Genomic DNA, 20,003 nt, shown 5'->3' on the forward strand with positions numbered 1-20,003 from the left:
TCAATCTTCAGCATGTTGAGGCCGTTGACGTCTAATCACGCCAGATCTACGCTTCGCCGGGAACATAGATCCGATGAATCGAACCCGTCAGAAACCGTCCGTTCGCATCGTGGAGGCACCCCGCAATGACCTCTAGACGAACCGTGCTCGGCTCAGCGCTCGGCGCCACGACGGCCGCGGCCTTACCCGGCGTTGCCGCTGCCGCCACCGCTCCCCCGGAAGGCTCCGAGCCCGGCGGCCGCTGGCGGCTCCGCAACCGGATGGACTCCGACGGCGCGTGGGCCGGTTTCCTGCGTGGGCAGGATCTGGTGTGGCACCGGATGCCCACGGTCTGGTACGAGGGCCCGTTCCTCGGCGACGGGCGCCTGGGCAGCATGGTCTACCGGGAGCCGGGCGCGAACAGCATCCGCTTCACCGTGCAACACGGCGAAGTGCAGGACCACCGGCCCGAGTTCGGCAGCGGCTGGGGCACCGCCCGGCTGCCCGTGGGGCACCTGACCCTCGACCCGGCCGGCACCATCGCCTCCGTCGACTGGCGACTGAGCCTGTGGAACGCCGAGCTCACCGGCACGGTCACCACGGACAAAGGCACCCTGACGCTCTCCGCACTCGTCCACGACGGGATCCTCGCCGCACGCGTGACGGCCGACGGCGAGGAGCAGGTCCGCTGGACCTTCCACCCCGAGGAGGCCATCAGCCCCCGCAAGATCCAGGAGGAGCCACCGGCGGGATACGTCGCCAACCCGCCCTGGACCACCCAGACCACCGGCGACGTCGAACAGATCCTCCAGCCGCTCGTCGGCGGCGGCCAGACCGCGACGGCCCACCGCCGCTCGGGCGACACCCTCCTCCTCAGCGTGGCCCACAGCCACCCCTCCGACACCCGGGCCGGAGAGATCTCGCTCGGGAAGATCCAGCGCGCCGGTTCCTATGGTGAGCTCCGCTCGCAGCACACCCGTTGGTGGCACGCGTTCTACCGCAAGAGCTTTGTCTCGATCCCCGACCAGCGGCTGCAGAGCTTCCACTGGATCCAGCTGTACAAGGTCGCGTCGGCGAGCCGCGCCGGCGGACCCGTGATGGCCACCTCCGGGCCGTGGCTGGAACCGACGCCCTGGCCCGCCGTGTGGTGGAACCTCAACGTCCAGCTCGAGTACTGGCTCATCCACGGCTCCAACCACCTCGAACTCGACTCGCTCGCCAGCACGTTGAGGCAGAGCCAGGAGCAGCTGGTCGCCAACGTGCCCTCCGCCTACCGCCCGGACAGTGCCGGCATCGGCCGCAGCTCCGACATGTTCGGCGACCGCAGCGTCGGCACGCCCGGCACCGGTGCCGAAGCGGGCGACCTGACCTGGGCGTTGCACAACGCATGGCTGAGCTACCGGCACACCATGGACGAGTCCCTGCTGCGCGACACCATCTACCCGCTGCTGCGCCGCACGATCAACTACTACTGGCACTTCCTCCAGCCCGGCGACGACGGCAGGCTCCACCTGCCGTCGACACTCTCGCCTGAGTACCCGGTGGTCCCCCCGCGGGACACCAACTACGACCTGGCGCTGATCCGTTGGGGCTGCGCCACACTCCTGGACGCGACCGCACAGCTCGGGGTCGACGACCCGCTGAAGCAGCGCTGGCAGGAGATACTGGCCAAACTGACCCCGTACCCGGTCGACGAGAACGGCTTCATGATCGGCGCGGAGACTCCGTACGCCCAGTCCCACCGCCACTACTCGCATCTGCTCATGGTCTATCCGCTCTACCTCGTCAACTGGGACCAGCCCGAGCAGCGGGAGCTGATAGAGAAGACGGTGGTGCGTTGGCACGCGCTGACCGGGGCGCACCGCGGCTACAGCTACACGGGCGCCGCGTCGATGTACGCGATGATGGGCCGCGGCGACACGGCGCTGACGTATCTGAAGAAGTTCTTCGACCCCACCACGCGCTACCCCTGCCGGGCCAACACCCACTACACCGAGGCCGGTCCGGTCATCGAGACACCGCTGTCGGCCTCGCAGTCCCTGCACGACATGCTGTGCCAGAGCTGGGGCGGCGTCGTCCGGGTCTTCCCTGCCGTCCCCTCCTCCTGGCCGGACGTCACCCTGCACGACTTCCGCACCCAGGGCGCCTTCCTGGTCAGCGCGGTCCGCACCAACGGGGTCACCCGCTTCGTGCGCGTCCGCAGCCTGGCGGGCGAACCGCTCGAACTGCGCCACGGGCTGCCCGCCGGCCGGCTGACCGCCGTCCTCGACGACGGCCGCCCCGCGCACACCCGGACCACCTCCGACGGCACCCTCGCCGTGGACCTCCCCAAGGGCCGCGAGGTCCTGCTGTACACCGGCGAACGGCCCGATCTCGTCATCGCTCCCGTGACTGCGAGCGAGCCCGGCGAGGCGTGGGGCCTGCCGTAGCGCTCCGCCGGTGGCACGGTGATGCGTCCCTTACGGGGTGCGCTTCCGAGGCCGTGTGGCGCTACCCGTGTCCGGCGCAGGACAATGACCGCATGGGCGGCGAGCTCGTGGACGAGGCGGTGCGGGCGGTGCCTGCGCCGCCGCTGCGCGGGCTGGTCGGCCGGTACTCCGGCTACCGTCAGCGCGGCATCCCGCACGGCCGGCACCGGGGGCTGCCCTCGCCGTGGCTGACCCTGATCATCACCCTGGACGAGCCGCTCAGCATGGCCGCCCATCCCGATCCGGGCGCCGCCCCCGGCGACTACCCCACCCTGCTGGGCGGCCTGCACCTGACGCCCGCGCTGATCGACATCCCGGGGCGGCAGTCCGGCATCCAGGTCGCGATCAGCCCGCTCGGCGCCCGCGTCCTGCTGGGGCTGCCCGCGGGAGAGCTGGCCGGGACCGATGTGCACGCCGACGACGTGCTGGGCGCGGGCGTACGCGAGGTCCACGACAAGGTGCGCGAGGCACCGGACTGGGCCGCCCGGTTCGCCGCCGTCGACGCCTGGCTGCTGCACCTCATGGTCCAGCGCGACGGTGTGGGGACGGTCCCCGCCTCCCCGGTGGCGGACGCCTGGCAGCGGCTGCTGTCCGCCGGCGGTCGCCTGCGCATCGACAAGCTGGCCGCCGACACCGGATTCAGCGAGCGGCACCTGCGCAACCGCTTCCGCGCCGAGATCGGTCTCACCCCCAAGGCCGCCGCCCGGGTCATCCGCTTCGACCTGGCACGACGCCGCCTGGCCATGCGCCCCGGCCTGCCCGATCTCGCGGGACTGGCCGCCGACTGCGGCTATGCGGACCAGTCCCACCTCGACCGCGAGTTCGCCGCGCTGGCCTCCTGCACGCCGAGCGCCTGGCTGGCGCAGGAGTTCCGAAACATCCAATCCGGGCACCATCCGCCCGCGTGACCCTGGTGAGACCCGCCGGGCACTCCGGCAGGCTCCCGGTTCCGCGAAACGGAGGCACATCGCCATGACGACCAGTACGCCCGACACCGCCAAGCAGCCGCCCGCTCCGCAGGTCTGGCCCACGCTGCGCGCCCACGACGCCCGCGCGCTCATCCGGTTCCTCGTCGACGCCTTCGGCTTCGAGGAGACCGTGGTCCACGGAGACGGCGACCTGGTCCAGCACGCCCAGCTCAGCTGGCCCGAGGGCGGCGGCGTCATGCTGGGCTCCGTGCGCGAGGAAAAGGAGCCCGGCACCGGTCCGACGCCGCCCGGTGCCTTCAGCGCCTACGTCGTCACCGCCGACCCGGACGCCGTCCACGCCCGCGCCAAGGCCGCCGGCGCCGAGATCACCGCGGATCTGCACGTCACCGACTACGGCTCCCGCGACTTCGCCGCCCGCGACCCCGAAGGCAACCGGTGGTACTTCGGTACATATCGGGGCGAACCTCGCTGATCATCATGAGGTGAGCATTCTCACCCGGACCGGTCGCAGGCGGGCCGACCTGGGAATTGTCGCCTTCCGTCCCCTGTCCCGCCGTCCACATCACTGTCGTCGTTCACTGCGGGCGGGCACACTTGGGCATGCGCTGCTGCCTGTCCGCTCCCCTCGCCGCTCTCTCGGCCCTGCCCGACCCCTGTCAGATCCTGCGTTCCGGCGCCCTTCTCACCCCCGCCCTGCTGCGGACCGCCGCCGATGCCCTGCGCGGCCCCGCGGGCAGGAGCAGGCACAGCCACCGCGACGGCCTGGCCGCCGTCCATCTGGAACTGGTCACCCTGACCGAGGACCGCGCCGTCATCACCTGGTACACCGGCGTGCCCGGCACCGACGACGGCTTCGGCCACATGCTCCCCGCGGCCACGGAGGGCGAGGTCGTCTACGGGACCCATCCCGGCCGCCTCACCCGCGTCGCGGCGGAGGACGGTCCGGTGGCGCACCACTACGTGGAGCTCACGGACCTGGAGCCCGGGCAGACGTACTACTACCAGGCCCGCTCTCGGGGCGTGGCCGCGACGCCGACGCCGCTGCATCTCGTGCGCGGCAACGCCGTCGGCACCAATCGCCACGGGCTCGGCTCGGCCGGAGGCCCGTACTCCTTCACGACGCCGCAGCCGCCGCCGGGGCGGCACCTGCTGTCGATCGCGCTCTGCAACGACCTGCACCTGGGCGAGACCACCGCCGGCCTGGTGACCGGCATGCCCCTGATGCGCGGGATCACGCAGGAACACGGCCGCGCGCCGTATCCCGAGATCATGAGCCGGGCCGTGGTCGAGGAGGCCCGACGGCGAGGAGCGGACGTGCTGCTGGCCGCCGGCGACATCTCGGCCGGCGGGGCGGCCAAGGACCTGGCCGAGGCCAAGCAGATCCTGGACGGTTTCGGCACCCACGGTCAGGACTACTTCGTCGTACGTGGAAACCACGACCGGCCCGGGCATGGCAACTGCCGCTCCTGTGACGGCGGTTGCGGGGACTCCTTCCGGGACGGGTTCCTCGGCGGTGACGGGCCCGCGTACTTCGCGCGCGACCTCGGAGGGCTGCGGATCGTCGGACTCGACACCTACGAGAAGGACGGCAACGGCGCCGACTCCGGGGGCCTCGGCGCCGAGCAACTGGCGTGGTTCCGGGCCCGGTTGAGGGAGAACAAGGACCAGCCCACGGTGGTGTTCGGGCACCATCCGCTGGCCGTGCGGGACTCCGTTTTCCCGGTGACCGGCGGGCAGCGCCTCGGCCGCCGTCAGGCCCGCTCCATCCTCGACGCCTACGCGAACGCACCCGGCGTCTTCCTCCATCACGCGGGCCACACCCACCGCAACAAGCGCACGGTGCTGCCGCAGGCCCCGCACGTCACGATGCAGGAGGTCAGCGCGGTCAAGGACTATCCCGGCGGCTTCTGTCTGCTGCGGATCCACTCGGGCGGGTACGCCGTGAACCACTACAAGGCCGGCAGCGCCGCGGCCCGCGAATGGACCGAGCGCAGCCGCCGGGTGGCCGCAGGACTGTGGCCGCACCACGCCCTGGGCCGCTCGGTCACGGACCGCAACAGCATGACCGCCCGCGACCTGTCCGGCATCACCCGCCCGGCACCGGCGATCCCCTCCCAGCGCCGGCCCGAGGCGTATGCGGTGCGTCCACAGCAGTAACACAGCTGGAGCCGGCGGGCCGGAGGCCGGGTATGCGAGCCCGGGCATCCACGCATGCCCACTCCCCGGCCTGCTACCGCGCCCGGCTCATCACAGTCCACGTATCCGATCAGGGACGGGCGGCCCACCGCACATCAACGGCAGTGAGCGCCAACGCCAACGGCCCCGGCGCCAGAAACGCCAGCGGCACCAGCACCCAGGCACACACGGCGGCCGTCGCCACCGCGAGCAGCACCAGGCCGCTGCCGCCCACGTCCCGTACCGCGTCCCGGGCGGCCTCGCGCAGGGCGGCCGGCCAGTCGTCGAGGGACTCAGGGCGCGCGCAGGCCCTGAGGGCGACCACGGTGGCGCAGGCGCCGATCGCGGCGGCGGTCACCGCGAACAACGGTGCCCCCGGCAGTCCCGCACCTGCCAGCGCCAGGTCCGCGGCGAACAGCAGCGCACCCGCCAGGGCGGCGGCACCCACGACCAGGTCGCCCGCCCGCAGGCGCCACCGCAGCAGGGCGAAGTAGCGGCCGGCGGTGACGGGTTGGTCCTCCCTCGCGCCTCGCAGCACCGCGCAGGCCGTCGACAGCGCGGCCGGGGCGGTCAACAGCGGCAGGCAGGCCGCGGCCGTGGCGAGGCCGACGCTCAGCATGTCGGCGAACAGGGTCATGCGCGGCCCGAAGACCTCGCCCGGCTCCCGCGTACGCGCATCGCTCATCCCGCTCACCCCTTCAGTCCGGAGCTGGCCATGCCCTCCACCAGGAACCGCTGGAAGGCGAGGAAGAACAGCACGATCGGCAGCAGCGCGATCACCGACATCGCGAACATCGGGCCGAACGCCGACTGGCTGGAGGCGTCCACGAACGAGCGCAGCGCGAGCGTGAGTGTGAACTTGTCCGGGTCGAAGAGGTAGATCAGCTGGGTGAAGAAGTCGTTCCACGTCCAGATGAACGTGAAGATCGCCGTGGTGATCAGCGCGGGGCGGGTGAGCGGCAGGATCACCTGGAAGAAGCTGCGGAACGGGCCACAGCCGTCGATGCGCGCCGCCTCCTCCAGCTCCCTCGGCAGTCCGCGCATGAACTGCACGATCAGGAAGACGAAGAACGCCTCGGTCGCTAGGAACTTCGGCAGGATCAGCGGCCAGTACGTGTTCACCATGCCGAGCTTGTTGAAGATGATGTACTGCGGGATCAGCACCGCATGGTGCGGCAGCATGATCGTCGCGATCATGAAGGCGAACATCGGCCCGCGGAAGCGGAAGCGCAGCCGGGCGAAGGCATAGGCCGCGAGCGAGCAGCTGATGACGTTGCCGACGACCGCACCGCCCGCGATCAGCAGCGAGTTGCCGAGCAGCCGCCAGACGGACACGTCGTTCACGCCGTCCAGGGCGGTCTTGTAGTTCGACCACTCCAGGTGGCTGGGCAGGAGGTTGAGGCTCGCGATGACCTCGTCCGCCGGTTTCAGGGACGTGGCGAGCAGCCAGGCCAGCGGGTAGAGCATGACCAGCAGGGCGGCCAGACAGCCGAGGTGCACGGCGATGCGGCCCCAGCGAACCGGCTTGCGGGCTACGGCAGTTGTGGTCATCGCTCCCCCTCGGAGGCGTAGAAGACCCAGGAGCGCGAGGTGCGGAACAGCACCGCGGTGACGGCGCCGATGACGAGCAGCAGCACCCAGGCCATGGCGGAGGCGTAGCCCATGTGGGAGGCGACGAAGCCACGGTCGTAGAGGTAGAGGGTGTAGACGAGGGTCGAGTCGGCGGGACCGCCCTTGCCGCCGCTCACCGCGAAGGCGGGAGTGAACACCTGGAACGCCTGGATGGTCTGCAGCACCAGGTTGAAGAAGAGCACCGGCGACAGCATCGGCACGGTGACGGACCGGAACTGCCGCCACCTGCCCGCCCCGTCCACGGCGGCCGCCTCGTACAGCTCGGCCGGTATCTGCTGCAGGCCCGCCAGGAAGATGACCATCGGCGCGCCGAACTGCCACACCGTCAGCAGTGCTACGGCGACCAGTGCCCAGCCGGGTTTGTTGACCCAGCCGCCGGTGCCGAAGAGGTTGTCCACGGTTCCGCCGTCGTTGAAGACCGCACGCCAGACAAGGGCGACGGACATGGACGCGCCGAGCAGCGAGGGGGCGTAGAAGGCGGAGCGGTAGAAGCCCTTGCCGCGCTTCATGGTCTTCAGGGCCAGCGCGACCACGAGGGCGAGAGCCAGTTGCAGGGGCACCGCGATCACGACGTACGTCAGGGTCGTGGTGACCGACCGCCAGTAGCGCGGGTCCTCGGTGAACATCTGCGTGTAGTTGCGCAGGCCAACCCAGTGCGGCGGGTTGAACAGGTCGTAGTCGGTGAAGGAGAGATACAGCGACACCGCCATCGGCAGCAGCGTGAGGACCGTCGCGCCGAGCACCCACGGGGACAGGAACACCCAGGCGGCGCCCTCGCGTTCGCGTTTCGGGCGGCGCCCGGCGGCGGGCGCGGAACGGGGCGGGCGTGCGGTGGGTGCGGGGATGTCTGTGGTGGTCATGACCTCAGCTCCGCCTTCGCCTCGGTGACATAGTTCTCGGCCGCCTGGCGCGGCGACATGCGCTCGTACGACACCTGGTCGTAGTCGCGCTGGAAGGTGGTCTGCAGGGCGTTGTCGCCGGAGGGCGGGGCCTGCGGCGGGTCCTTGAGGGAGCCTTCGAGCGAGGACTGGTAGTCGGCGACGGTCTTGTCGAAGTCCTTGAGCTGCCCGGCGGTCTGCTCTCGGACGGTCTCGTTGACGGGGATGCCGCGGGTCGCGCCGAGGATCTTCGCCGCCTGCTGGTCGTTGAGGAGGAAGTCGATCAGTGCGGCGGCCTCCTTGCGGTGGCCGGTGTGCGCTCCTATGCCGAGGAACATGGACGGTTTGAAGTACTGGCCGGGTGTGCCGTCCTCGCCGGACGGCATCGGCGCCGGCGCGACGCCGCCCTTGACGAGCGCGAGGTAACCACTGGAGGGGGCGTCCCAGTTGAAGTCGGCGGTGGCCTTGCCCCGGCCGAGCGGGGTGTTCTCGACGGAGCCGTCGAGCTGGGTGGTCTGTTCCGCCGGGGAGACGGCGCCCTCCCGGCGGAGCCCGTCGGTGAAGGTCCACCAGCGGGCGAGGTCGTCGGCGGTGAAGCCGAGGCCGCCGGACTTGGTGTAGAGGGCCTTGCCCTGCCCGCGCAGCCACACCTCGAAGGCGTCCTCGCTCTGGCCGGGGTCGGTGGAGCCCGGCTTGCCGGTCTTCTTGGCCAACGCCCGCATGTCGTCGGCCCATTGGCTCCAGGTCCAGCCCTTGCCCGGGAGGGTCACCCCGGACGCCTTCCAGGCCTTGACGTCGTAGACGACGGTCTCGGTGCCGCGGCCCTGCGGGATGGCGTACTGGGCGCCGTTCACCCGGCCGGTGGCCAGCAGACCCGGGTCGATCTCGGCCGTGCCCAGGACGTCCTCGACCTTGCCGAGGTCGAGCAGGACATGTCCGGAGGCGTACTGATCGATCTGGCGGTAGTCGAGCTGCATCACATCGGGTGCGTCACCGCCCGTGGCCTGGATGGCGAGCTTCTGCTTGTAGGCGTCGTAACCCGAGAACGACGTCTGCACCCGCACGTTCGGATGCTGTTTCTCGAACAGGGCGACGGCCTGCTCGGTACGTGCCGCGCGGTCGGGGTTGCCCCACCACGTGTAGCGCAGCACGACCTTGCCGCCGCCGGCCGACTCCCCGGATCCCCCGCAGCCGGCCAGCACCGCACTGAGCGCAAGTGCGGCGGCCGCTGCGCAGAACCCCTTTGTCCTGTGTCCGGGCATGCCGAGGTCACCTCTTTTCCTTCCTCACAGCTGCTTGCTCTCAGGGCCGGTCGGTCACCACGCCAGACCCGCCAGGTGGCCGGCGACGCGGTCGCGGTCCCAGGCGCCGTCGGCGACGACAAGCCGGTAGCGGTAGGCGAAGGACTCGCCGGGCGGCAGCTCGAACTCCTCGAAGAACGCCCAGGAGAACGCGACCGTGGGAATCGGTTCCGAGCGCACGAACCAGTGCGAGTCGTGGATCGCGGACTGCGCGTCGAGGTTCTCGGGTGCGTGGGCGAAGACGAGTGTGGAGTGCGCGTCGATGTCGTCGTGCTCGGTGGTGAAGGCCAGCCAAGGGCTCTGGGTGCCCATCAGCTTGCCGGCGTCCGCGCCCGCTCCTCCGTCGAGGTCGGCGGCGAAGGCGGTGCCGCCGGTGAAGTCGCGGGGGCCGCGCCACTGCAGCCCGGTGTAGCCGGCCAGCTCGCGGCCCTCGGTGGTGGGCGAGCCGAAGGCCAGGGGTTCGTCGCGGAGGTTGGTCAGGTGGATCGACCAGTCCAGTGCCCAGGCGCCGGCTTCCTCGTCGACCGAGTGGACGGTGAGGCCGCGCTCCTCGCGCGCCCACTCGGCGCCGCCGTTCTCCACCCAGGTGAGGGCCTCGGTGAAGGCGAGCCGGTCGTCCTCGACCGTGAACTCGGGGAAGCCGTCGTGTCGCATCGAGCCGATGCGGTCGGGCAGCGGCAGATAACCGCGGCCGTGGACATAGCAGTTGCCGCCCCAGAAGTTCTGCCCGGAGAGATGACTCGCCGTCATCTGCAGGCCCTTGTGCCAGCGGTGGTCGCTGGGGCGGTAGCCGGTGACGGTGCGTCCGGAGAGGGTGCGCACCGGGTGCGCGTAGGGCTTGCGCGCCTCGAAGGCCTCGGGGTCGGCACGGTAGACGTAGCGGAGGATCTCGGTGCCGTCGGCCGCCACGGCGATGTGGTCGCCGTATGCGTGGCTGACTCGGATGCTCATGCGTGCTCCTTGCAGGCCAGTGGGGTGGTCGCCGGGCATGACCGGGCACAAGGAGTGGGGAAAGCGCTTGCACCCGAAGGCGACCCTAGGGGCGGGGGAATGTCAGGACAACCCCCATGCAGCGAAGTCCCGCAGCTCAGGAGCAGCCAAGGCGCACCGCCAGCCTTCCGCCGATTGGTATGGACCTGCCAAGGAGGTTTCGCTATGCTCTGCCGCGCATGAAGTGAGAGCGCTCTCAACGTTCTGCTGTTCCACCCCCACCCCGTTGGAACAACGAAGGGACCACTCCCTTGAGACGCACAACAGCCATGCGCACCGGCCTGTCCGCACTCCTCCTGCTGGGCAGCTGGGCCACCGCGAGTGCCGTGCCGGCCTCCGCCGCCGACTCCCCCTCGCGCTCCACCGAAGCACCGGCCTCCGCCCCCCTCCTCTCCGCCATGCAGCACGACCTGGGCCTGACGAAGAGTCAGGCGGAAGCGCGGCTGGCCGCCGAGAAGAAGGCGACGGCCGTGGAACGGAAGGCGAAGCGTGCCGCCGGGTCGTCGTACGGCGGCTCCTGGTTCGACGCCGCAAGCGGCAGACTGACCGTCGCCGTCACCCGTGGCGCGGACACGGAGGCCGTGCGGGCGACCGGCGCGACCGTACGCCTCGTGCAGCGCAGCGCGCGGCAGCTGGACGCGGCGAAGGCACGCATCGACGCACTCTCCGCGCCCGCAGGTATCGGCAGTTGGTACGTCGACGCGAAGACCAACAAGGTCGTCGTGAACGTCGTCGCCGCACACCGCCATGACAACGATGTCCGCACCTTCCTGGCCCGGGCCAGCCAGACCGGCCCGGTCACGGTGCAGCAGACCGCCGAAGCACCGCAGACCTTCGCCGCCGGCACCGTGGGCGGCGACCCGTACTACACCGGCAACGTCCGCTGCTCCATAGGTTTCTCGGTGTACGGCGGCTTCGTCACCGCCGGGCACTGCGACCAGCACACGGGCGCGGTGTACGGCTGGGACGGCTCCTACGTCGGCAACTTCCAGGGCTCGTCGTTCCCGGACAACGACTACGCCTGGGTGAACGTCGGCAGCGGCTGGTGGACCGTGCCGGTGGTGCTCGGCTGGGGCACGGTCTCGGACCAGCTCGTGCGCGGTTCCGCCGAAGCCCCCGTCGGTGCCTCCATCTGCCGCTCCGGCTCCACCTCGCACTGGCACTGCGGCACCGTCCTGGCCAAGAACGAGACCGTCAACTACAGCCAGGGCGCCGTCCATGAGCTGACGAAGACGAGCGTCTGCGCCGAGCCCGGCGACTCCGGCGGCTCCTTCATCAGCGGCGACCAGGCACAGGGCGTCACCTCCGGCGGCTGGGGCAACTGCAGCTCCGGGGGCGAGACTTGGTACCAGCCGGTCAACGAGATCCTCAACCGGTACGGGCTGACGCTGCAGACGGCCTGAGTCTGCGCTGCCGTGGCCGAGCGGGCTTCGCCGGGAACCAGCCGGCGGAGCCCGCTCGGGCAGCCTGGGGCGAAAGGCTTATCGGAACGCGGCGACGTGGCTCTGCGCCCAGTCGGCGAACGTGCGGGGCGCGCGGCCGAGAACCTGCTCGACGTCGGGGCTGATGCGCTGCTCGGCAGGTGTGGGCTCGCCGAGAATGTCGAGCGTCGTGTCGACCACGGGCTCGGGCAGGAACTGCAGCATCTGTGCGCGGGCCTCGTCCCGGGTCTGCTCGATGAAACGCACCGGTTCGCCGAGCGCTGCGCCGATCTCCTCGGCCTGCTGCCGGGGGGTGGTGAGGGCGGGCCCGGTCAGCTCGTAGGTCTGTCCGGCGTGGCGGTCCTCGCGCAGTGCCGCGGCGGCGACCTCGGCGATGTCGTCGGGGTCGATGGTGGGCAGGCCGATGTCGGCGAACGGCGCGGCGATCGCCCGTCGGGTGCGGACCGACTCGGCCCAGGCGTAGGTGTTGGAGTTGAAGCCGCCGGGTCGCAGGATCGTCCAGTCCAGACCCGACTGTCGTACGGCGTCCTCGATGGCGCGTGCAACACCCCCGTGCGCGGCCGACTCCGGCCGGGTCGCGACCCCTTGGGTGGACAGCAGCACCACGCGTCCGATGCCGTCGGCCTTGGCGACGTCGAGGATGTCCTGCGGGCTGAGCAGGTGCGCGCTGGGGCCTCCGTTCTGCAGGAAGAGCGCCTCGGCGCCGTCGAACACGGGCCGCAGGCTCTCCGGATCGGTCAGGTCCGCCTGTCGGTGCCGGACGCCGTGCGGGGCGTCCGCGGCCGAGACGGCCCGGGATGTCGCGGTCACCTGCGTACCCGTGGCTGCGAGGGTCTGCACGAGCGATCGGCCGACGTTGCCAGTCGCCCCCGTTACTACGATCACGGTCAACTCCCCTGTTGATGCGGTGTGTTGTCGATTCCCGAGCGGGCGAGAACGCCGCGGAGTGCTGTTCTCCGGGCGCCTTGTGGACGCTAACACCGCCGGTATAGTAGGTACCTAGAGGAAAGTGACTATCCCGGAGGGATGCGCATGGCGGTCAAGGGCATGCGGGCGGCAACTGCCGGGACCGACCCGGAAGTCGCCTGTCCGATCGGCCCGGTCGTGGACATCGTGTTCAGCCGGTGGACCACACCGATCCTGTGGAGCCTGCACACGCACGGCCGCCAGCGGTTCGTCGAGTTGGAGCGGCGCATCGCCCGGATCACGCCGAAGGTCCTGACCCAGCGGCTGAGGCAGCTGGAACGCGACGGTCTCGTGGTGCGCACATACCACCCGGAGGTCCCGCCTCGCGTCGAGTACGAGATCAGCGAACTCGGCCGCAGCCTCGCCCCGCTCTTCGCGCATCTCGCCGAATGGTCCGCCGACAACCTGGAAAAGGTCGAGCAGTCCCGGCACGACTACGACGCCGATTCGGCCTGAGGGCGCTGTCGGGCCGCAGAATCCGTCAGCGCTCCTTCGGTGACCGCGGGGCCCGCTTCCTCGGTGCGGCGACAGTGCCGGAGGCGGCGGCCTTGAGGAGGCGGCGGAAGGTGGGGCATTCCATGTGGCTCGGCGCGGGGCAGGCGGCGGCGTGCCGCAGGGAGTCGCGCAGGACGCCGAGTTCGCGGATCGTGCGGTCCAGCTCCTCCGCCTTGGCCGCCAGCACCTGACGGTCGATGCGCGGCTGCCCGTCCGGCGCGAACATGCGCGCGATCTCGTCGAGCGAGAACCCGGCGGTGCGCCCCATCGCGATCAGCGCCAGGCGCTCCAGTACGGCGGGGTCGTACTGACGGCGCAGACCCCGTCGGCCACTCGCGGCGATCAGCCCCTTCTCCTCGTAGAACCGCAGTGTGGAGGCGGGGACTCCGGCGCGCTGCACCACCTCGGCGATGTCCAGGTCTGTCATCCTCTTTACCTCAACTCGACTTGAAGTGGCACGGTGTCATCTCGACCGGACGAAGGCAAGCGGAGGAGGCGTTCATGGACGTCACGCGCAGGAGCGATGACGATCAGGCGGCCCGTTGGAAGGGGCCCGGCGGCAATGCCTGGGTCGAGCTGCAGGCGGTGCTGGACGAGATGTTCAAGCCCTTCGAAGACCTGCTGGTCGATGCCGTGGCCCCCGGACACGCGGGCCGTGTGCTCGATGTCGGCTGCGGTACCGGCGCCATCACGCGGGCCGTCGCGCGCCGGCTCGGTCCGGGGGGCCGCAGTGTCGGCGTCGACATCTCCGAACCGGTGATCGCGGCCGCCCGGGCGGGCGCCGAACGGGAGGGCACACCGGCGTCCTTCGTCCTCGGCGACGCCCAGGACCACTCCTTCGAGCCCGCCACCTTCGACGCCGTCATCTCACGCTTCGGCGTCATGTTCTTCAGCGACTCCGTGCGGGCGTTCGCGAACCTCCGGCGTGCCGCGACGGACGAGGCCCGGCTGCGGTTCGTCGCTTGGCGCGGCCCTGCGGAGAACCCGTTCATGACGACGGCCGAACGTGCCGCGGCACCGCTGCTGCCCGACCTGCCCGTCCGCCGCCCGGACGAGCCGGGCCAGTTCGCCTTCGCGGACCCGGACCGGATCCGCCGCATCCTGGCGGACAGCGGCTGGACCGGGATCGGCATCCGGCCGGTCGACGTGGCCTGCGCCCTGCCCGAGAGCGAGTTGGTGCACTACCTCACCCGGCTCGGTCCGGTCGGTCTGGCCCTGGGCGGAGTCGACGAGCAGACCCGCGCCCGCGTCATCGACACGGTCCGCGCCGCGTTCGACCCCTTTGTGCAGGGCACGGAGGTCCGCTTCACCGCCGCCTGCTGGCTGGTCGACGCCCACGCGCCGGCCGCATCGGCCGCCCGCTGACCCGGGAGGAAGTTGCGGTCGGCGGGTAGGGGACGGCTGCGAAACTTTCGCGCATCCGGCAGCCCGTTGCCGGGCGCGGGTGACTGGCGCATAGTGAGGGCTCCGAACGGGTGAAGGAACGCGATGCAGCCGAAGAAAGCCCTGGTGGTCCGAGGCGGATGGGAGGGGCACCGGCCGGTCCAGGCCACGGAGTTGTTCCTGCCCTTCCTCGAAAGCAGCGGTTTCACGGTCCGGGTCGAGGAGTCGACCGATGTCTACGCCGATGCCGGTGAGATGGCGCGCACCGACCTGGTGGTGCAGTGCATCTCGATGTCGGAGATCAGCGCCGAGCAGGTGGCGGGACTGAGCGCGGCGGTCGCGGCCGGCACCGGTTTCACCGGCTGGCACGGCGGCATCGCCGACTCGTTCCGTGCCTCCTCCGACTATCTCCAGCTGGTGGGAGGCCAGTTCGCGTGCCACCCGGGCAAGGAGCCGTGCGAGCGTCGAGGCGAGGCGGAGGACAACTTCCTGCCGCACACCATCGACATCACCGACCTCGGGCGCAAGCACCCCGTCACCGAGGGACTCGACGACTTCGAGCTGTGCACCGAGCAGTACTGGGTGCTCCACGACGACCTGATCGACGTCCTGGCCACCACCACGCACCCCGCCCGCTCCTGGCAGCCCTGGCAGCGGCCCGTCACCTCTCCGGCGATCTGGACCCGGCAGTGGGGCGCCGGGCGGATCGTGGTGACGACGCCGGGGCACAGCCTGGACGTACTGGAGAACCCGAACGTCCGCACCGTCATCGAGAGGGGCATGCTGTGGGCGACGCGCACCGCATCGGCGTCGTAGGTCTCGGCGTCATCTCCCGCGCGTATCTGGACACGCTCCTCGGCCATCCCGCCGTGCGCGTCACCGCGGTCGCCGACCTCGACGCCGCGCGGTCGGCCGCGGTCGCCGCCGAGCTGCCCGCCGCCCGGGCGCTGACCGTCGAGGAGTTGCTGAGCAGCCCGGACGTGGACACGGTGCTGAACCTGACCGTCCCCGCCGCCCACGCCGAGATCGCCCTCGGCGCCATCGGCCACGGGAAGAACGTCTACGGGGAGAAGCCACTGGCCGCCACCCTCGGCGACGCCCAGGCCGTCATGGAAGCCGCCGGGAAAGCGGGAGTCGGCGTGGGATGCGCCCCGGACACCGTCCTGGGCACCGGAGTCCAGACGGCACGGGCGGCCGTGGAGGCGGGGAGCATCGGGCGCCCCCAGTTCGCCTCGGCCGTCATGGTCACCCCCGGGCACGAGCGCTGGCATCCCCACCCCGACTTCTACTACACCGCCGGGGGCGGCCCGCTGCTCGACATGGGGCCGTACTACCTCGCGTCCCTGGTGCATCTGCTGGGTCCGGTGCGTGCCGTGATCGGGGCGGCCGGCCGGCTGCGCACCGAGCGCGTGATCGGTTCCGGCCCGCGTGCGGGCGAGCGGATTCCGGTCGAGGTGGACAGCCACGTCTCCGGTGTGCTCGAGCACGTGGGCGGCGCCCTGACCACGATCACGACGAGCTTCGACGGCGTGGCCACCACGGCCGCCCCGATCGAGGTCCACGGTGAGAGCGGCACGCTCACGGTGCCGGATCCGAACCACTTCGACGGCGAGGTGCGGCTCTTCGAACTCGGCGGCACCCAGTGGCGAACACTCCCGCCGTCGGCGGGGTACGTCGACGGCGCCCGCGGCCTCGGTCTGCTCGACTTCATCACCGCCGACGGGCGGCGGGCGCCCCGCGCGAGCGGCGATCTCGCCCTGCACGTCCTGGAGACGATGACCGCCCTCCTCCGCTCGTCGGCCGAGGGACGCCGCATCGAACTGACGACCTCGGCCCTGCCACCGGACCTGGTTCCGCTCACTGCCGCCGAGGCGTGGAGAGCACCGGCCGCCGACCGAACCGCCGCACGGTGAAGCCGGCAGCGGGCCACACACTCGTCACGCAGCTTCGGAGGCGAGGTCCCGGCCGCCCGGCTCGGCCTCGGCGGCGGGCTCACTGAGGGCCGGTTTGCGGATCAGGAGCAGAGCCGCGTCGTCGTGGAGGCGGCCGCCGACATGTGCCAGCAGCTCGTCATGGAGCGCCCCGAGGGTACGGGCCGGGTCGTCGGACACATGGCGTGCCAGGCCCTCGTCGAGCGGATAGAACGCGCGGCCGCGGTCGCGGGCCTCGGTGACGCCGTCGGTGTAGAGCAGCAACTGGTCCCTGTCGGCGAAGGGCAGCACCTGGAGGCCGGGGGTGTGATCGGTGAGCGCGCGCAGTCCGAGGGGCGGGGCGGGGTGCGTGGACTCCACCGCCGTGACGCTGCCGTCCCCGCGCACCAGCAGCGGTGGCGCGTGTCCGCAGTTCACCACCTCCAGCTGTCCGGCCCTCGGGTATCCGGCGACCACGGCGGTGACGAAGTCGTCGCTGCCGAGATTGCGCGCGAGGCTCCGCTCGATCCGGTCGACGACGGCGAGGAGATCGGGCTCGTCGTAAGCGGCCTCGCGGAAGATTCCGAGTACCAGCGCGGCGGTTCCCACGGCCGGAAGCCCCTTGCCGCGCACGTCGCCGACGATCAGCCGTACCCCGTACGGGGTGGGAATCAGCGCATAGAGATCGCCGCCGATACGGGCCTCGGCCGCCGCGGCGCTGTAGCGGACGGCCACCTGGAACGGGCCGACGGTCGCCGGGACGGGCGTGAGCAGCGCGTGCTGGGCGGTCTCCGCGACGGAGCGGACGGCGGCGAGCACCCGTTCACGGCGTCCCCGCAGCGCGCTGGCCAGACTGCTGGCCAGGGTGACGGCGGCCAGAGCGGACAGTACGGCCGCCAGCTCGCTGCCCGGGACGCCGTTGCGGGTGCCGAGCGTGGCGCCCAGCGCCGCGGCGAGGAGGCCGACGCACAGGACACCGCGCGGGCCGTTGGTGGTGGCGGCCAGGGCGGGCCCGGCCGCGAGCATCGGCAGCCAGGTGATCCCCGCGCCGCCGGCCAGGTCGGCGAGCACGATCACGGAGACGATCAGTACGGGCAGAACGCATGCCCCCGCGGCCAGTTGCGCGCAGGCACGCCTGAACGACCGTATAGGCCAGTGGCCGCCGCCATGGTCTCGGGCCTGACTCATCTTGTGTCTGCATTCCTCACCTGTGTGGGGCACATCGGTCCGGGAGCCCACCGATGAAATGTCTGTTTCATCCAGGAAACGCGGTCGAGCCGGGCCGTCACAAGCAGAGGATTTTCAGATAGTGAGCGACAGGCCCCTGGTCACGCGGTCCGCCGTCGGGAGCAGCCGTGCCAGGATCTCCGGCAGCCGGGAGAGCCGATCCGCCGACATCGAGACGCCGAGCGAGCCGAGGGTGTCGCCGCTGTAGACGGGGACGGCGACGCAGACCGTGCCCAGGGTGTACTCCTCCAGGTCCGTGACGGCCGGGGCCACGGGTGAGGCGTCCAGTCGCCGCAGCAGCTCCGGCCGGCTGGTGATCGTCCGGGGGGTGAGGTCCGCGAGGTGATGCCGGGAGAGGTAGTCCTTGCGGGCCTCGTCGTCCAGTTCCCGCAGCACGGACTTGCCGAGCGCGGTGGCGTGCCCCGCGTCCTCGAACCCCACCCACAGGTCGACGCGGGGTGCCCGGGCGCTGTCGACGATCTCGGCGACCCGGATCTCGCCGTCCTCGTAGAAGGTGAGGTAGGCGGCGGTCGCGAATTCGTCCCGCAGTGCCGCGAGCGTGGGGCGGACGCGGCTGAGCAGTGCCTGTCCTCGGCCCGTGGTCTGCAGCGTCTGCAGTCTGTCGCCGAGCACGAAGCTGCCGTCGCCCAGCTTGCGCAGGTATCCGTCGTGGACCAGCGTCCGCAGCAGGTGATAGGCGGTGGCCAGGGGCAGCCCCGTCTCACGTGCCAGCTGTTTCGCCGGCGCGCCGTTCTCGTGCGCGCTCGCCACCTCCAGCAGCCGGAAGGCCCGCTGGACGGAAGTGATCAGCGTGGGGCCGTCGCGCTCACCCATGTGACCAGCGTGCGTCAGGCGCACAAGGCACGCAACAACTCGCCCGGCGTCCGGCCAAGTTGGCGGGCCCCCAATATCTGCCTGCCTGGCGATTCACTCACAGGGCTCAATTCCCGGCCATCGACCAGGGTAGTGAGTGATTCCCCGAATTCGGCGCGCCGCCGGATGTTCCGGGGATATTTCTTATTAACCTCCACAACTGCACGAAGTCGATCTATCGCAGGTCGCGTCCACTTCACTCCACCGGAGATGACATGCACCAGCTTCGCAAGGCTGCCGTCCTGGTCGCCGCCGTCAGCGTCGGCCTCCTGGGTGCCGGCACCGCTCAGGCCCACGATGGCGGAGACAAGGGCGGCAGCACCGTCCTGCAGAGCACCACCTGCAGGTCACACGACCTGAACCTGGACATCCTCGGCCAGGTCGGCCTGCTCAACGGCCTGCTGGGCGGCGCTCTGAACGGCGAGGGCAACGAGGGCGCACAGTCGACCTCGCTCGGCTCGTCGATGGGCTGCAACAACAGCGTCGGCGGTAAGTAGGACAAAAGCTCACCCCGGTGCCCCGGCCGCAAGCCGGGGCACCGGGGTTTTCGCATGCCCGGAAAACCCGGTCGACCGCCGGACCTCAGAAAGCCGAAATGCCGGAACGGGAACCAGGACCGGCCCGGCATTCGTGAATACAGATGATTGTTTTCCCTTGACGGAGGTCTTTATATGACGGCTCTCCCACCGACAGGACGTGTGCTTGTTCCGCGCACGATCGAGGCCCGGCTGCCGCGCCGTCGACCGGCGCGCACCCGGGCCTTGGAGAAAGCGGAAATGGCAGCAGCCCAGCCGCGCACCCTGAAGGGTCTCTGCGCGTCCGGGCTGCCTGTGCTGCTCTGACGGATGTGGGCCGGCCGGGGTGCGGACTACGGAGCCGCTCGCCCCCTTGGCGCCTGGCTACTTCTCGGTCGATTCCTTGGAGGCCGGGGCGACGAACGCATCGATGAACCGATTGAGATCCAACTCCGGCACGGTGTATCTGGGCGTCTGCTCCGGCGTCGCCTTCTTGGAAGTGTCCGGCGCGAAGTGCCACTGCGGGGAAACCACCTCGGCGCCTCCCCGCGGCCCGTCGCCGGCGTCGGCGAAACCGACGCCGACACCGGCGATGGACAGCCCCGCCACCGCTGCGGCTACGACCGCAGCGCGCTGAAACTTGCGCATGGTTGACCCTTTCTCACCTGGGCGCGAAGCCCTGGATTGACTACTTAATGTGAGCATATACATGCACTAAGTAGTAATTTGGGATCTAGGGCGCGCCTATACTCCATTTCGGCCCGCAACGCATCCGCAGGAGTCCGGCGCCACGACCCGGGTTCCGCGTCCGGCACGGCCGCTCGCGCTCCAGCACAGGCC

General features: G+C 70.7%; 20 protein-coding genes. 10 read left to right on the forward strand and 10 right to left on the reverse strand.

Annotated elements, in window-relative coordinates; genetic code table 11:
- Window positions 1–125 precede the first annotated feature (125 nt).
- The 4 genes from IH68_RS0108345 (at window position 126) to IH68_RS0108360 (ending at window position 5,533) form a co-directional block, all read left to right on the forward strand.
- Window positions 126–2,408: a glycosyl hydrolase family 95 catalytic domain-containing protein gene (locus IH68_RS0108345; protein WP_030930762.1), complete on the forward strand. Its 2,283-nt coding sequence runs from the start codon at window positions 126–128 to the stop codon at window positions 2,406–2,408.
- A gap of 92 nt (window positions 2,409–2,500) precedes the next feature.
- The gene (locus tag IH68_RS0108350; RefSeq protein ID WP_030930765.1) at window positions 2,501–3,355 is read left to right on the forward strand and encodes an AraC family transcriptional regulator; all 855 of its coding nucleotides are present in this window, start codon (window positions 2,501–2,503) and stop codon (window positions 3,353–3,355) included.
- 64 nt (window positions 3,356–3,419) lie between these two features.
- Window positions 3,420–3,848 (forward strand): VOC family protein, encoded by a 429-nt coding sequence (locus IH68_RS0108355; protein WP_030930772.1) that lies wholly within the window; start codon window positions 3,420–3,422, stop codon window positions 3,846–3,848.
- A 128-nt stretch (window positions 3,849–3,976) separates the two neighbouring features.
- Window positions 3,977–5,533 carry a purple acid phosphatase family protein gene (locus IH68_RS0108360; RefSeq protein ID WP_051833299.1) on the forward strand — a complete coding sequence of 519 codons (1,557 nt, stop codon included), beginning with the start codon at window positions 3,977–3,979 and terminating at the stop codon, window positions 5,531–5,533.
- 109 nt (window positions 5,534–5,642) lie between these two features.
- Here IH68_RS0108360 and IH68_RS0108365 read toward each other — a convergent pair whose 3' ends face one another.
- Genes IH68_RS0108365 through IH68_RS0108385 form a run of 5 tightly spaced genes read right to left on the reverse strand, consistent with a single transcriptional unit; the run spans window position 5,643 to window position 10,313 of the window.
- Window positions 5,643–6,236: a hypothetical protein gene (locus tag IH68_RS0108365; protein ID WP_030930777.1), complete on the reverse strand. Its 594-nt coding sequence runs from the start codon at window positions 6,234–6,236 to the stop codon at window positions 5,643–5,645.
- 5 nt (window positions 6,237–6,241) lie between these two features.
- Window positions 6,242–7,102, reverse strand: coding sequence for a carbohydrate ABC transporter permease (locus tag IH68_RS0108370; RefSeq protein ID WP_030930779.1), 861 nt, complete (start codon window positions 7,100–7,102; stop codon window positions 6,242–6,244).
- On the reverse strand, window positions 7,099–8,043 hold the full coding sequence (locus tag IH68_RS0108375) for a carbohydrate ABC transporter permease (protein WP_030930782.1): 945 nt from the start codon (window positions 8,041–8,043) through the stop codon (window positions 7,099–7,101). The genes IH68_RS0108370 and IH68_RS0108375 overlap by 4 nt, the downstream gene beginning before the upstream one ends.
- A complete protein-coding gene (locus tag IH68_RS0108380; RefSeq protein WP_030930784.1) occupies window positions 8,040–9,323 on the reverse strand; it encodes an ABC transporter substrate-binding protein in 1,284 nt (427 codons plus the stop codon). The genes IH68_RS0108375 and IH68_RS0108380 overlap by 4 nt, the downstream gene beginning before the upstream one ends.
- A gap of 54 nt (window positions 9,324–9,377) precedes the next feature.
- Window positions 9,378–10,313, reverse strand: a complete 936-nt coding sequence (locus IH68_RS0108385; protein WP_030930786.1) for a PmoA family protein — start codon at window positions 10,311–10,313, stop codon at window positions 9,378–9,380.
- Window positions 10,314–10,621: 308 nt separating this feature from the next.
- On the opposite strand from IH68_RS0108385, the gene IH68_RS0108390 reads away from it, so the two are divergent.
- Complete coding sequence (locus tag IH68_RS0108390; RefSeq protein ID WP_078912371.1) at window positions 10,622–11,755, forward strand: S1 family peptidase; 1,134 nt, start codon at window positions 10,622–10,624, stop codon at window positions 11,753–11,755.
- A 78-nt stretch (window positions 11,756–11,833) separates the two neighbouring features.
- Here IH68_RS0108390 and IH68_RS0108395 read toward each other — a convergent pair whose 3' ends face one another.
- Window positions 11,834–12,679, reverse strand: a complete 846-nt coding sequence (locus IH68_RS0108395; protein WP_030930792.1) for an NAD(P)H-binding protein — start codon at window positions 12,677–12,679, stop codon at window positions 11,834–11,836.
- Window positions 12,680–12,826: 147 nt separating this feature from the next.
- Here IH68_RS0108395 and IH68_RS0108400 point away from each other — a divergent pair, with 147 nt between their 5' ends.
- Window positions 12,827–13,216, forward strand: a complete 390-nt coding sequence (locus tag IH68_RS0108400) for a winged helix-turn-helix transcriptional regulator (RefSeq protein ID WP_037884684.1) — start codon at window positions 12,827–12,829, stop codon at window positions 13,214–13,216.
- Between the two features lie 25 nt (window positions 13,217–13,241).
- Here IH68_RS0108400 and IH68_RS0108405 read toward each other — a convergent pair whose 3' ends face one another.
- A complete protein-coding gene (locus tag IH68_RS0108405) occupies window positions 13,242–13,682 on the reverse strand; it encodes a helix-turn-helix domain-containing protein (protein WP_030930797.1) in 441 nt (146 codons plus the stop codon).
- A gap of 74 nt (window positions 13,683–13,756) precedes the next feature.
- On the opposite strand from IH68_RS0108405, the gene IH68_RS0108410 reads away from it, so the two are divergent.
- From IH68_RS0108410 to IH68_RS0108420, 3 genes are all read left to right on the forward strand, one after another.
- Window positions 13,757–14,620 carry a class I SAM-dependent methyltransferase gene (locus IH68_RS0108410; RefSeq protein WP_030930800.1) on the forward strand — a complete coding sequence of 288 codons (864 nt, stop codon included), beginning with the start codon at window positions 13,757–13,759 and terminating at the stop codon, window positions 14,618–14,620.
- Window positions 14,621–14,743: 123 nt separating this feature from the next.
- On the forward strand, window positions 14,744–15,454 hold the full coding sequence (locus IH68_RS0108415; RefSeq protein ID WP_030930802.1) for a ThuA domain-containing protein: 711 nt from the start codon (window positions 14,744–14,746) through the stop codon (window positions 15,452–15,454).
- Complete coding sequence (locus IH68_RS0108420) at window positions 15,424–16,551, forward strand: Gfo/Idh/MocA family protein (RefSeq protein WP_030930805.1); 1,128 nt, start codon at window positions 15,424–15,426, stop codon at window positions 16,549–16,551. Before IH68_RS0108415 ends, IH68_RS0108420 begins: the two co-directional genes overlap by 31 nt.
- Before the next feature lie 24 nt (window positions 16,552–16,575).
- On the opposite strand, the gene IH68_RS0108425 is transcribed toward IH68_RS0108420, so the two are convergent.
- Window positions 16,576–17,736: a PP2C family protein-serine/threonine phosphatase gene (locus IH68_RS0108425; RefSeq protein WP_078912372.1), complete on the reverse strand. Its 1,161-nt coding sequence runs from the start codon at window positions 17,734–17,736 to the stop codon at window positions 16,576–16,578.
- 114 nt (window positions 17,737–17,850) lie between these two features.
- A complete protein-coding gene (locus tag IH68_RS0108430) occupies window positions 17,851–18,609 on the reverse strand; it encodes an IclR family transcriptional regulator (protein WP_030930811.1) in 759 nt (252 codons plus the stop codon).
- Window positions 18,610–18,863: 254 nt separating this feature from the next.
- Here IH68_RS0108430 and IH68_RS0108435 point away from each other — a divergent pair, with 254 nt between their 5' ends.
- On the forward strand, window positions 18,864–19,145 hold the full coding sequence (locus IH68_RS0108435; protein ID WP_030930814.1) for a hypothetical protein: 282 nt from the start codon (window positions 18,864–18,866) through the stop codon (window positions 19,143–19,145).
- 402 nt (window positions 19,146–19,547) lie between these two features.
- Here the strand turns inward: IH68_RS0108435 and IH68_RS0108440 are convergent, their stop codons facing one another.
- Window positions 19,548–19,811: a hypothetical protein gene (locus IH68_RS0108440; RefSeq protein WP_030930816.1), complete on the reverse strand. Its 264-nt coding sequence runs from the start codon at window positions 19,809–19,811 to the stop codon at window positions 19,548–19,550.
- Window positions 19,812–20,003: the final 192 nt, after the last annotated feature.

The organism is Streptomyces sp. NRRL S-646 (assembly GCF_000720765.1).
GTDB lineage: Bacteria > Actinomycetota > Actinomycetes > Streptomycetales > Streptomycetaceae > Streptomyces.

Coding starts and splice junctions, on each gene's coding strand:
- IH68_RS0108345 (WP_030930762.1), top strand. CDS start 126: ATGACCTCTAGACGAACCGTGCTCGGCTCAGCGCTCGGCGCCACGACG.
- IH68_RS0108350 (WP_030930765.1), top strand. CDS start 2,501: ATGGGCGGCGAGCTCGTGGACGAGGCGGTGCGGGCGGTGCCTGCGCCG.
- IH68_RS0108355 (WP_030930772.1), top strand. CDS start 3,420: ATGACGACCAGTACGCCCGACACCGCCAAGCAGCCGCCCGCTCCGCAG.
- IH68_RS0108360 (WP_051833299.1), top strand. CDS start 3,977: ATGCGCTGCTGCCTGTCCGCTCCCCTCGCCGCTCTCTCGGCCCTGCCC.
- IH68_RS0108365 (WP_030930777.1), bottom strand. CDS start 6,236: ATGAGCGATGCGCGTACGCGGGAGCCGGGCGAGGTCTTCGGGCCGCGC.
- IH68_RS0108370 (WP_030930779.1), bottom strand. CDS start 7,102: ATGACCACAACTGCCGTAGCCCGCAAGCCGGTTCGCTGGGGCCGCATC.
- IH68_RS0108375 (WP_030930782.1), bottom strand. CDS start 8,043: ATGACCACCACAGACATCCCCGCACCCACCGCACGCCCGCCCCGTTCC.
- IH68_RS0108380 (WP_030930784.1), bottom strand. CDS start 9,323: ATGCCCGGACACAGGACAAAGGGGTTCTGCGCAGCGGCCGCCGCACTT.
- IH68_RS0108385 (WP_030930786.1), bottom strand. CDS start 10,313: ATGAGCATCCGAGTCAGCCACGCATACGGCGACCACATCGCCGTGGCG.
- IH68_RS0108390 (WP_078912371.1), top strand. CDS start 10,622: ATGCGCACCGGCCTGTCCGCACTCCTCCTGCTGGGCAGCTGGGCCACC.
- IH68_RS0108400 (WP_037884684.1), top strand. CDS start 12,827: ATGGCGGTCAAGGGCATGCGGGCGGCAACTGCCGGGACCGACCCGGAA.
- IH68_RS0108405 (WP_030930797.1), bottom strand. CDS start 13,682: ATGACAGACCTGGACATCGCCGAGGTGGTGCAGCGCGCCGGAGTCCCC.
- IH68_RS0108410 (WP_030930800.1), top strand. CDS start 13,757: ATGGACGTCACGCGCAGGAGCGATGACGATCAGGCGGCCCGTTGGAAG.
- IH68_RS0108415 (WP_030930802.1), top strand. CDS start 14,744: ATGCAGCCGAAGAAAGCCCTGGTGGTCCGAGGCGGATGGGAGGGGCAC.
- IH68_RS0108425 (WP_078912372.1), bottom strand. CDS start 17,736: ATGAGTCAGGCCCGAGACCATGGCGGCGGCCACTGGCCTATACGGTCG.
- IH68_RS0108430 (WP_030930811.1), bottom strand. CDS start 18,609: ATGGGTGAGCGCGACGGCCCCACGCTGATCACTTCCGTCCAGCGGGCC.
- IH68_RS0108435 (WP_030930814.1), top strand. CDS start 18,864: ATGCACCAGCTTCGCAAGGCTGCCGTCCTGGTCGCCGCCGTCAGCGTC.
- IH68_RS0108440 (WP_030930816.1), bottom strand. CDS start 19,811: ATGCGCAAGTTTCAGCGCGCTGCGGTCGTAGCCGCAGCGGTGGCGGGG.